Annotated in this window: 10 protein-coding genes and 2 pseudogenes; 4 read left to right on the top strand and 8 right to left on the bottom strand. The window is 39.4% G+C overall.

The genetic code is table 11. The annotated features are described in order from the left end of the window. Positions 1-507: 507 nt before the first annotated feature. Entirely contained in the window at positions 508-954 is a 447-nt protein-coding gene (perR, locus tag PROCOU_RS11980) for a peroxide-responsive transcriptional repressor PerR (RefSeq protein WP_036072723.1), read from the bottom strand. A gap of 99 nt (positions 955-1053) precedes the next feature. Continuing rightward, entirely contained in the window at positions 1054-1998 is a 945-nt protein-coding gene (locus tag PROCOU_RS11975; RefSeq protein ID WP_036072722.1) for a D-2-hydroxyacid dehydrogenase, read from the bottom strand. A gap of 154 nt (positions 1999-2152) precedes the next feature. Between PROCOU_RS11975 and PROCOU_RS11970 the strand changes: the two genes are divergently transcribed. Together PROCOU_RS11970 and PROCOU_RS11965 are read left to right on the top strand one after the other, a co-directional pair. Next, on the top strand, positions 2153-3445 hold the full coding sequence (locus tag PROCOU_RS11970; protein ID WP_036072721.1) for a glutamate-1-semialdehyde 2,1-aminomutase: 1293 nt from the start codon (positions 2153-2155) through the stop codon (positions 3443-3445). Positions 3446-3511: 66 nt separating this feature from the next. Beyond that, positions 3512-4597 carry an aromatic acid exporter family protein gene (locus PROCOU_RS11965; protein WP_036072719.1) on the top strand — a complete coding sequence of 362 codons (1086 nt, stop codon included), beginning with the start codon at positions 3512-3514 and terminating at the stop codon, positions 4595-4597. On the opposite strand, the gene PROCOU_RS11960 is transcribed toward PROCOU_RS11965, so the two are convergent. Continuing rightward, on the bottom strand, positions 4537-4986 hold the full coding sequence (locus PROCOU_RS11960) for a winged helix-turn-helix transcriptional regulator (protein WP_036072716.1): 450 nt from the start codon (positions 4984-4986) through the stop codon (positions 4537-4539). The two genes, PROCOU_RS11965 and PROCOU_RS11960, sit on opposite strands and share 61 nt — an antisense overlap. A gap of 119 nt (positions 4987-5105) precedes the next feature. Here PROCOU_RS11960 and PROCOU_RS11955 point away from each other — a divergent pair. Next, positions 5106-5751: pseudogene (locus PROCOU_RS11955) on the top strand (NAD(P)H-dependent oxidoreductase). 111 nt (positions 5752-5862) lie between these two features. On the opposite strand, the pseudogene ntdP reads toward PROCOU_RS11955, so the two are convergent. The 3 genes and pseudogenes from ntdP to mutY all read right to left on the bottom strand — a co-directional run bounded on the left by ntdP (position 5863) and on the right by mutY (position 8536). Next, positions 5863-6391: pseudogene (ntdP, locus tag PROCOU_RS11950) on the bottom strand (nucleoside tri-diphosphate phosphatase). A 304-nt stretch (positions 6392-6695) separates the two neighbouring features. Continuing rightward, positions 6696-7442: an enoyl-[acyl-carrier-protein] reductase FabL gene (gene fabL, locus PROCOU_RS11945; RefSeq protein ID WP_036072715.1), complete on the bottom strand. Its 747-nt coding sequence runs from the start codon at positions 7440-7442 to the stop codon at positions 6696-6698. After that, complete coding sequence (gene mutY / locus PROCOU_RS11940; RefSeq protein ID WP_036072712.1) at positions 7439-8536, bottom strand: A/G-specific adenine glycosylase; 1098 nt, start codon at positions 8534-8536, stop codon at positions 7439-7441. The genes fabL and mutY overlap by 4 nt, the downstream gene beginning before the upstream one ends. A gap of 208 nt (positions 8537-8744) precedes the next feature. On the opposite strand from mutY, the gene PROCOU_RS11935 reads away from it, so the two are divergent. Then, positions 8745-9725, top strand: a complete 981-nt coding sequence (locus PROCOU_RS11935; RefSeq protein ID WP_036072710.1) for a metal-dependent hydrolase — start codon at positions 8745-8747, stop codon at positions 9723-9725. Positions 9726-9777: 52 nt separating this feature from the next. Here PROCOU_RS11935 and PROCOU_RS11930 read toward each other — a convergent pair whose 3' ends face one another. Beyond that, positions 9778-10005, bottom strand: coding sequence for a YfhJ family protein (locus PROCOU_RS11930; RefSeq protein WP_036072708.1), 228 nt, complete (start codon positions 10003-10005; stop codon positions 9778-9780). Then, entirely contained in the window at positions 10005-10817 is an 813-nt protein-coding gene (gene recX / locus PROCOU_RS11925) for a recombination regulator RecX (RefSeq protein WP_036072705.1), read from the bottom strand. Before recX ends, PROCOU_RS11930 begins: the two co-directional genes overlap by 1 nt. Positions 10818-10822 lie beyond the last annotated feature (5 nt).

Genomic DNA, 10822 nt, shown 5'->3' with positions numbered 1-10822 from the left:
ATCCTTGCGTCACATTGACTTCGCTAGCAAATTACTTTACTAGTAGTTTTTTTTGGAAATAGCTCTCTATTTCCGCCCTGCGATTCTTACCTAGAAACATTACTGTCTCTATTGGTTTTATCTTTGTTTCTGTTCAGTTTTCAAAGGTCATTATCGCGTTGCTATCACTTATGTTGTTTTATTTTTGCGACTTTTAAATCATAACATTCAAGCACTTATCTGTCAACAACTTTGTATAATTAATTTTATGTTATTTTTCTTTGTAAAAGTGTTGGCTAGTAGCGCCGAGAACTAATATATCAATTAATTAGGATAATGTCAACCAAGTTATGCATAATATTTTAGTTTTTTTTTTAGACTGTACTCTATTTCCACAAAAATGTATGCGCTAAACATTGATGTACAGCCGTTTACTATTATAGATTTTTTTTTGCATAAATATTATTACTTTTATACATTGGCGATAAAAAACCATCAAATCAAGTGAAAAGATGGCTTTGCTGGAAGTTATAATGTTTTTGACTGGCACTCTGGACAAGTTCCGTAAACTTCTAATCGGTGTTTATTTACTTCATATCCTGTGACACTTGCAGCAAAATGCTCTACTTCGTCTAAGCCAGGATAATGAAAATCTACTATTTTACCGCATTCGTTGCAAATGGCATGGTAATGTTCGGATGTAGAAAAATCAAAACGGCTGGATGAATCGCCATATGGTAATTCTTTAATTAGTCCTGCTTCTCGGAATACGCGTAGATTATTATAAACTGTAGCTACACTCATATTGGGGAAGTTCCCTTCAAGCGCTCTGTATATCTCATCAGCGGTAGGATGGGTATCAGCATTAATTAAGAATTCAAGTATAGCATGACGTTGAGGAGTTATTCTGACTCCAGTTTTTTTCAAGACATCTATTGCTTCTCGTAAATGAGAATGAGAATTAGACACCGTCATGCACTCCTTTCTCGCTTAATTTAAATAGATTGTACATATATCCTATTCTACCTAACTTTCGCGTGTTCTGTCAACATTAGGGTGCGTAAACATTTCTTTTCAATAACCTTTATTTAAGTTAATCGTATTTAATAATGGTTCTTCGTTTTGAAATCTTGAAATATTTTCAAGCCATATGTCGAAGCTTCTATAGAGGTATTTAGGCGAATGGGCGGACACATGTGGTGTAATTGTGACATTTGGAAAATCCCATAAAACATGTTTTGTCGGTAATGGCTCGATTGGTGTGACATCAAGATATAGGTGATCAATTGTTTCGCTTGTTGCGACTTCTATCAAAACTTCTTCTGTGACAACAGAGCCTCGACCGATGTTAATAAATACTGCGCTTTCTTTCATTGCCTCAAAATGTGATTTTTGGTAAAGTGCTTTAGTCGCTTTTGTTTCCGGCAAAATGGATACAATGAAATCACCTTTGGGAAGAACAGTCTGGATTTCTTTTATAGAAACAACTTGATCGAATGGCGCAAAAGTTTCTCCTGATGTATTAATACCGATTATCTTCATTTGGAATACTTTTGCGAACTGGGCGATTTGCTTTCCTATAGCGCCTGTTCCTGCAATAATGATTGTTTTTCCTGCTAGTTCGGACATCTCTGCATCACGGCTCCAATTATGCTCTACTTGTTTTGTTGCAAAATTCGCTAGGCGTTTAACGTAAGAAAGCATGTAAGCTATTGTGAATTCGGCCATTGGGATTGCATGAATTCCTCGCACATTGGTGACAAGAACTGCTCTTTCTTGAAGTTTTGCATGAGGTAGTTCTTCAATTCCTGCTGAAAAAACCATAATCCACCTTAGAGAATCAGCTTTTTCAATAATCGCTTCTGTGATGTCAGAGCCATAGGTTACGATGCAATCTATCGTTTCTAAGGATTCATAGGAAGCTAAATTTTCTATGTAGTCGTATGTATGATTTGGAAATTGCGCTTGTTGTTTGGCTTTTAAATCGTCTGGTATTGGCATTGTAAACAGTATTTTCAAAAGAAATCACATCACTTTCTGTTTATATTGTCCTTTTATTTTAGTCTCTTTTCGCGTCGGTTACAATGAACTTGCTTCTATTATTATTGCAGTTCGGCGCGGTTTCTACTAAAATGAGAAGGGAAGAAACATTAATGAAGGAGATGTATCAAACATGAACCATTCTGAATCGGAAAAGTTACATACGGAGGCGCTTAGGCATATTGTTGGCGGGGTTAATAGTCCCTCCCGTTCTTATAAAGGTGTTGGCGGCGGAATTCCTGTGACGATGGAGCGTGCAAGCGGCGCCTATTTTTGGGATGCTGATGGTAATAAATATATTGATTATTTGGCGGCTTACGGACCGATTATTACTGGCCACGCGCATCCTCATATTACAAAAGCAATTACGCATGCTGCAGAAAATGGTGTTTTATATGGCACACCTACGAAGCATGAGATCACTTTTGCAAAGATGTTAAAAGACGCAATTCCCTCTTTGGAAAAAGTTCGCTTCACAAATTCTGGTACAGAGGCTGTGATGACGACGATTCGTGTAGCACGTGCTTTTACTGGGCGCGATAAAATTATCAAATTCGCTGGTTCTTATCATGGGCATTTTGATTTGGTGCTTGTCGAGGCTGGTTCTGGTCCTTCTACGCTCGGTACGCCGGATTCTGCCGGGGTGACGATGGCAACTGCAGAGGAGGTTATTACCGTTCCTTTTAATGACATCGCTAGCTTTGAAGAGGCAATGCAGATTTGGGGTGACCAAGTTGCTGCGGTTTTAGTGGAGCCTATTATTGGAAACTTCGGTATTGTCGGCCCAGTTGAAGGCTTCTTGGAGAAAGTGAACGAGTTAGCGCATGCTGCAGGTGCACTTGTCATTTATGATGAAGTGATTACCGCGTTCCGGTTTATGTATGGCGGAGCACAAAATTTGCTGAACATAACACCTGATTTGACTGCACTTGGAAAAATTATTGGGGGTGGATTGCCAATCGGTGCATATGGTGGGCGCGTCGATATTATGGAAAAAGTTGCTCCACTAGGCCCCGCATATCAAGCCGGTACAATGGCTGGAAATCCAGCTTCTATTCAATCGGGGATTGCTTGCTTGGAAGTTCTGCAAGAAAACGGCATTTATGATCGCTTTGAAAAATTCGGAGTTAGGTTAAAAAATGGGATTCTGCATGCAGCTGCCAAACATGGGATTGACGTTACGGTTAATCAGATTAAAGGTGCTTTGACAGTTTACTTTACAGATCAAGAAATTGTAACTTATGAGGATGCTCAAGCCACTAACGGTGAATTATTCGGCCAGTTTTTCAAGTTAATGGTGGAAGAAGGTATCATGTTGGCACCTTCCAAATATGAAGCTTGGTTTATTACAACGGCACATACCCATACGGATATCGAGGAGACACTTGCTGCTGTGAACCGGGTTTTTGCAAAAATCGCTGGTTAATTTGTTTGCCAAGCGACATTTACGGATATAATAGGAGAAAATGAGTACAGAAAGGAATAACCAGCAATGAAATTCGGGGCTAGGATTATAAAAACAGGAATTGCGATTAGTTTAGCGCTTTTTATTGCCGAGCTGTGTCACTCCCCTTCTCCTTCTTTAGCAGGGATTTCGGCAATTTTTGCAGTGCAACCATCGATTTACCGCTCATATTTAGAAATTTTACAACGGGCGCAAGGGAATGTTATTGGCGCAGTGATCGCGATTGGTTTCGGGCTTTACATTGGAAATGATTTTATTTTGATTGGGGTTGCATCAATTATTTGTGTGGCCTTGTTAATCCAGTTTAAACTTGAAAAAACGATTGGCTTGGCGCTTGTGACGCTGGTTATCGTTATGGATTCGCCTACAAATGACTTTCTAATGATTGCCCTCACACGATTCGGCACGATTATGCTCGGGCTTGTTGCCGCATTTATCGTGAACTTGATTTTCTTACCGCCGAAGTATGAAATTACTTTATTCCAGTTTATTTACAGCACAAATGATGAAATTATGCGCTGGATAAAGTTGAATTTGCGTCATGCTGCAGACTTTCCACTCCTAAAAAAGGACATGAAGTGGATGCAAAAGCAGATTACACAAATGAGCAGTTACTATGAATTATATCGCGAAGAGCGAACGTTTTTGAGACGAACGAATATTTCCAAATCACGAAAAATTGCTGTTTACCGGCAGATGATTCTTTGTTCACAAAAAGGGTATGAATTACTGCGGATATTACACCGCTATGAAAATGATTTTTTGCAATTGCCCCCCGAGAAACAAGAGTTAATACGCATGCAGATTGATTATTTAACGGATACTCATGAACAGTTGTTACTCACGTATATTGACAAAGTTTCAGTGGACTTAAATTATACGGAGAAACATTTTTCGCAGGATCCAGCAGATTTGATGCGATTGTTCTTAAATGAGATGAAGGAAATAGATAAAGAAGATGACGATGAGGGCATTGATCAGTATCATTTGATGCGCATTATCGCTTGTGTCTTTGCTTATCAAGAAACCGTAGATTATTTGGAAAAGCTGATTCATAGTTTTAAATTGAGACATGATGAGGAAAATAAGATTGACATTGATGTGCATGAATAAAACTCCGAGCTGGCTATTAGAGCTGGCTCGGTTCTTTTTTCATGCTCTGTTATCGTTCTGTTTTCGACAATAGTAGCCCCATTTATCATTCCCCAATCACACATTGCTCGAACTAGTGGAATGAGTGTGTGGCCTAAATCGGTCAAGCTATATTCTACTTTAGGTGGAATCTGGTTGTATACTTTTCGGTAGACAATGCCATCTTCTTCTAATTCGCGTAATTGTAATGTGAGCATTCGTTGTGTTATTCCTGGAATCAACCGTCGAAACTCATTAAAACGAATCGTTTTATCCATTAAATGAAATAATATTTGTAATTTCCACTTTCCACCGATAACAGATGACGTTACATCCGCACCACATGAAAAATCCGTCTTACGTTTTTGCATCGTTCCCTCCTTTTCACAGTATACAAAATGTAACTACCTAACAAAAATGTGCATACTATCTTTTTTTTATTTTACTTGATATACTTGGAATGTCAAACAATTTAGGAGGGATTTTTCATATGTCAAAGAAACAAGAAATTTTAGATGCTTTCCACTATCGCTTTGCTTGTAAGGAGTTCGATGCTGCGAAAAAAAATAAAAGCTGAGGATTTTCAATTTATTTTAGAAACTGCTCGGTTGTCTCCTTCATCTTTCGGTTTTGAGCCTTGGAAGTTACTTGTCATTGAGAATAAAGAGCTACGTAAGGATTTAATGCCGAATGCTTGGGGGGCGCAAACCCAGTTACCAACTGCTGATAAATTCGTAATCGTGCTTTCTCGTACCAAAAATAGCCTGGCACCTGAATCTGATTACATTCAAAATCACCTGAAAAATATAGCTCAAATGCCCGATGAAGTTGCTAAGATGTACACGAATTATTTTAGTAACTTTTTAGAGAAGGATTTTGACTTGTTAGCCGAGGATCGTCTCGTTTTTGAATGGGCTAGTCGTCAAGCTTACTTAGCGATGGCAAATATGATGACGAGCGCAGCTGCGATTGGCATTGATTCTTGTCCAATTGAGGGGTTCGACAAACAAGCTGTTGAAGAACTTTTGATTCAGAAAAACTTGATGGATGCAAATGAGTTCGGCGTTTCCGCTATGCTTGCATTTGGCTACCGAGCCGCAGCACCAAGTCGTGAAAAAAAACGCGTCAACCAATAGAAGCGCACGTTGAAACGGTTTATTAGACTCCGTTTTTCATCAAACGACAAAAAACACGCAAAACAAGATTCCAGTGATGGGAGCTTGTTTTGCGTGTTCTTCACTACAAATTTAGCGATATTCTTTATACTTTTCATACCAGATATCAATGTAATCTTTGGAAAACGGACCTTTTTTTGTCCAGAATCCAATGTGAGAGTATATCTACATTATGTCTTAGTATGCGGTCGATAGCGTCTGGATATTTCATTTGCCTTCTATGTTGTTCGTATTCGCCTTCATCTAGCAAGTGGAACCGACCATCTGGAAAAACCTTGATATCCAAATCGTAGTCGATATATTTCACTGCTTCCTCATCAGATGCGAATGGCGTTCCTAGATTGCAATAATGATATATCCCGTCCTCTCTAATCATCGAAATCACGTTAAACCAATATTCGCTGTGAAAATAGCAAATAGCAGGTTCACGGGTTACCCACTTTCGGCCATCAGATTCCACTACCAAAGTGTGATCATTTCCACCGATAATAACATTTTCCGTTGATTTCAAAACAACCGTTTTTTTCCAAGTACGATGAAGTGAGCCGTCGTGTTTGTAGCTTTTGATTTGAATTATTTCTTTCTCTTTAGGTAAGTACATCCAATATCCTACTTTCTCCATGTACTATCGATCTAACATCCTTTTCCATTATACCATGCAATCAGTTTCAAAAAAACTGAAAAGGCTGATGAAAAGCTGAAACGGCTCGTTAGACCCCAAAAAGCTGGGCAAGGAACGAATACTCCCTGCGCTCACACTCGTATTGTGGCTCTAACTTAGCAAATGTTGCCTCGTAAGAGCCACAACAAAGAGGGAACAGTAAAAGTCCGTTTTTGATTTTTAAGAAGGTGATGGGATTTGTTAAAGGAATACTACTCATTGCATTCACAGGCTCACAAACGCTCTAAACTAATAATGTTCTTCCACCATCTACAATAATTGTCTGTCCGCGAATCATATCTGCCTGATCACTCACTAAAAATGATACAGTTTTTACTAAATCTTGCACTTCAACCATACGACCAGCTGGAGTTTTTGCAATCGCATCTGCTAATAATTCTTCACGATTAGGAAAATGATCTAGCGCTTCTGTTTCGATTAGTCCACCAGAAACAGCATTCACCGAAATCCCCATTGGCGCCAATTCGACAGCCAAATAACGCGTTAACGATTCGACAGCAGCCTTTGAAACGCCAACCGTTGTATAATTTTCCAAATAGCGAATCGCTCCTACAGAACTCAAACTTACAATTTTTCCACCGCCCGTTTTTTGCATACGCTTTGCAGCTTCTTGACTTGCAAAAAGTAACGCTTTAGCATTGATATCCATCGTCCAGTCCCAATGTGACTCGTTCAATTCCATAATTGGCCTTAAAACACCACTTGCCGCATTGTTTACTAGCACATCGAGCCGTCCGAACGCCTCATCAACCTCTGTGAACATTCCTTTTAGTTTCTCGATATCCCCTACATTAGCGCGCACTAGCAACGCTTTTTGACCTAACGCCTCGACTTCCTTTGCAACTTCCTGTGCCTTACTACGGCTTCTCGCAAAATTAATCGCAATATCATACCCTTGTTTCGCGAGATCAAGCGCGATTTCTCGTCCAATCCCACGACTGCTTCCTGTTACTAATGCTACTTTATTCATTGTATAGTTTCCTCCTTTAGAAATGCTTGCCACATTTTTTGATACGGAACTGGAAAAGCTAAGTGCTCCATTTCAGCTTTGGTGACAGTTTTTGTTTTCAACTCTGTGGTTTGTGTGTGAATCGCTTGCGCTACGAATACGTCTACTTCCCAGATTAAATGTGAAAATATATGCTTTACATGTGTGATTGGCTCGGATTCCATTTGGAGTTCGATGCCATATTTCTGTAAAAAAGCTAATTTCATTGCTTCGTTATTTTCCGCTAAATCAACGGTTGGAAATTGCCATAAATTAGCCAGCAATCCTGTTTCTGGGCGCTGTTCTATGATATATTTGTCCTCTCCTATCTTAACGATAGCACTAGATAGGAATATTCTCTTTACTTTTGTTTTCTTAACTTTAACTGGGTAAGACTCTTCTTTCCCTACTTTGTGTGCTTCGCAAAAATCTTGTAGCGGACAGACAAGACACATTGGTTTTTTGGGCGTGCAAACAAGGGCGCCGATTTCCATCAAAGCTTGGTTAAACTCACCTGGCTTCTCTGGATCGATTAGTGGGTACAAAGCTGCCTCAAATTTCTTCCGTGTTTTCTGCTTCATAATATCATCGTCAATCTCCAAAATCCGCGAGATGACTCGCATCACATTTCCGTCCACAGCAGGCTCTGGCTTTTCATATGCAATGCTTAACACGGCGCCAGCGGTATATGGTCCTACCCCTTTTAGCGCGAGAATTCCTTCCAAATCATTCGGAACGACACCGCCCATCTCTGTCACCACTGTTTTCATCGCAGCTTGCAAATTACGCACACGAGAATAATAGCCAAGACCTTCCCAAACTTTTAAAATTCGTTCTTCTGGAGCCTCTGCAAAGTCTTTCATCGTTGGAAACCATGACATAAATCGCTCAAAATATGGCATAACTGTATCGACTTTTGTTTGCTGGAGCATAATCTCAGAAACCCAAATTCGGTAAGCGTCTGTATTTTCTCGCCAAGGTAAAATCCGCTTATTCTCCTCATACCAATCAATTAAAGCTGATCTAAAGGCTATAATTTTTTCGTTTTTCCATTCCATCGTGTATTTACTCCTCATTCTATGTGTATATTCTCATGGTTTTCTAATGCGTGTTTTCGGGTATTCTGTAGTATAATGTAAGTATGAACAAAACTTCCGATACTTGAATTTCTTGCACGTTTTCATTATACAGAATCAAGATGTGATTGGATAGCCAATCGCCTTCGGATGTTTCACAAGATGCAAATATTGATTTTATATTGCTCTTAGAAGAGGAGGAAGTCTCTTGGACACTGGCACACATGTTGTTATGGGAATCGCACTCGGCGCTGTTGCTACAGCGATCGACCCTTCTATTGTTGGGGGTTCCGCTGCCATTGGTATCATGACAGCCACTATTATTGGATCACAAATACCGGACATTGATACTGTTCTGAAACTTAAAAATAATGCGGATTATATTCGTAATCATCGGGGAATCACCCATTCCCTTCCAGGTCTAGCAATCTGGCCGATTTTACTATCGGTTATTCTTGCTTTCATTTTTCCAGCCGCGCCGTTTGGGCATCTTTTGCTGTGGACTTTCGTGGCAGTCGCCTTTCACATTTTTGTGGATATTTTCAACGCATATGGAACGCAGGCTTTGAGGCCATTTAAAGATACCTGGGTCGCATTTGGATTTATTAACACATTTGATATCTTTATTTTCGGTTCTCACGTTGTAGCTATTATTATTTGGTTACTCGGTGCATCAGCTATACCAACGTTCTTCACATTATACACGATTTTGGCGGTTTACTATGTAGCAAGATTCGTCACGCAAAAAGTCATTACCCATGCGGTCAAAAATATGATTCCTGATGCGGAGGAAATTATTGTAGCTTCTACGATTCGTTTCTTCCAGTGGCGTGTTGCTGTAACAACGAAAGACCATTACTATGTCGGCAGAGCTTTTAAACGTACGATTTCTATTTACGAGAGATTCGATCGCTTACCAGTTCCCGATAACGATATTATCCACGCAGCGATGAAAGATAAGAATTTAGCGGCATTTGTATCCTTTTCCAAGGTGTATAACTGGCGTATTGAAGAAAAGATGGATGGCACGTACGTAACATATACTGATTTGAGGTATCGCAGTAACGGACACTACCCATTTGTTGCGGTGGTCAAATTGGATGATGATTTACAAATCGTTTCTTCTTACACTGGCTGGATTTTCAGCGATGAGAAACTACACAAGAAATTACATCCTGCTACCAATTAGAATTTAGTAAAAAGGGCCTTCTCAGATTCAAAAATGAGAAGGCTTTTGTATTTCATCGCTCTTTTCGTTCTACCAAATGTAGTGATGCGCCATGTTGTTTTACTTGTTTTGATACATAGTCATACGTATATTCGCTTCCACGATATGGGTATCCAGCTTTGGCATAACTTGCTTCAAAATCAGTCCATAGCATCTCTACCCACCAAAGCGCTTCTTCTTCGGTAAAATTCGGATTAATCGCTAGCAGCTCTAACTTTAAGTTTTCAAAATAAGTTTTCATTACTCTTGCTCCTCTTCAAAATCTAATTCATGTTCTCGCATGTAATCTTGAATGGTATCATAGGAAAACCCTTTTTGCAATAGAGATGTGATTGTTTTTTGACGGCACCTAGCTGGCCCTAAACGACGATTTCTTTGCAATAATTTATTTAATTGCTCGCCTAATACGTCTTGCTCCTGCTCTTCTGAGAACTCTTCTAGTGCTATCGAGCTTGCTTCTTTTGCCAAATCTGTTTCGTAGCCTTTTTGGATAAGCTCAGTAACTAATTTTTGCTGTAGTTGACGTTTTGCAGATTTGCGACTGCGATTAACGATTTTGGTTGCTAGTTTGACAGCATTTTCAAGTTGTATATCATCTTTAAAATCACCCAACGCTTCTTCAATATATTCGCGGACTATACCTTTTGTCACAAGTTCTCGCTCGATTTGACGAGGTCCCTTTGACGTAGTATTTACTTGGGTACGAACATAAAGATGCGCGAATTCTAAGTCATTAATATATTTCATTTCGGCTAGACGTTTAATGACAATGCTAATTTCGTCGGGTTCCATTTCAGATTTTTCCAAGTGAGTGCGGATTTCTTTTTCGGAGCGCACACGATGAGCTAAATATTGGATGGCTTTGTTCAAGCCTCGACGGATTGCATCTTCTTCTTGAACCTCAGCTAATTCCTCATCGGTCAATTCGCGATCTTTAAAAAGTTGGTACTTCGTGAGAACGACTTCATCTACACTAAATAGATATTTTCCGGCAACAAATATGTTGTATCTTTCTTTATTTTTTTGTTGTTGCGAAATGGATGTTATTTTCATCTTTA

Source organism: Listeria rocourtiae FSL F6-920, assembly GCF_000525975.1.
Lineage (GTDB): Bacteria > Bacillota > Bacilli > Lactobacillales > Listeriaceae > Listeria_A > Listeria_A rocourtiae.
Note: the sequence above shows the minus strand (reverse complement) of the source record. Positions and strands in the feature narration are given on the sequence as shown.

Bases quoted from the DNA above. Each gene is read 5' to 3' on its own strand.
- PROCOU_RS11960 (WP_036072716.1), bottom strand. From the start codon at position 4,986: ATGCAAAAACGTAAGACGGATTTTTCATGTGGTGCGGATGTAACGTCA.
- perR (WP_036072723.1), bottom strand. From the start codon at position 954: ATGACGGTGTCTAATTCTCATTCTCATTTACGAGAAGCAATAGATGTC.
- PROCOU_RS11970 (WP_036072721.1), top strand. From the start codon at position 2,153: ATGAACCATTCTGAATCGGAAAAGTTACATACGGAGGCGCTTAGGCAT.
- fabL (WP_036072715.1), bottom strand. From the start codon at position 7,442: ATGAATAAAGTAGCATTAGTAACAGGAAGCAGTCGTGGGATTGGACGA.
- mutY (WP_036072712.1), bottom strand. From the start codon at position 8,536: ATGAGGAGTAAATACACGATGGAATGGAAAAACGAAAAAATTATAGCC.
- recX (WP_036072705.1), bottom strand. From the start codon at position 10,817: ATGAAAATAACATCCATTTCGCAACAACAAAAAAATAAAGAAAGATAC.
- PROCOU_RS11930 (WP_036072708.1), bottom strand. From the start codon at position 10,005: ATGAAAACTTATTTTGAAAACTTAAAGTTAGAGCTGCTAGCGATTAAT.
- PROCOU_RS11965 (WP_036072719.1), top strand. From the start codon at position 3,512: ATGAAATTCGGGGCTAGGATTATAAAAACAGGAATTGCGATTAGTTTA.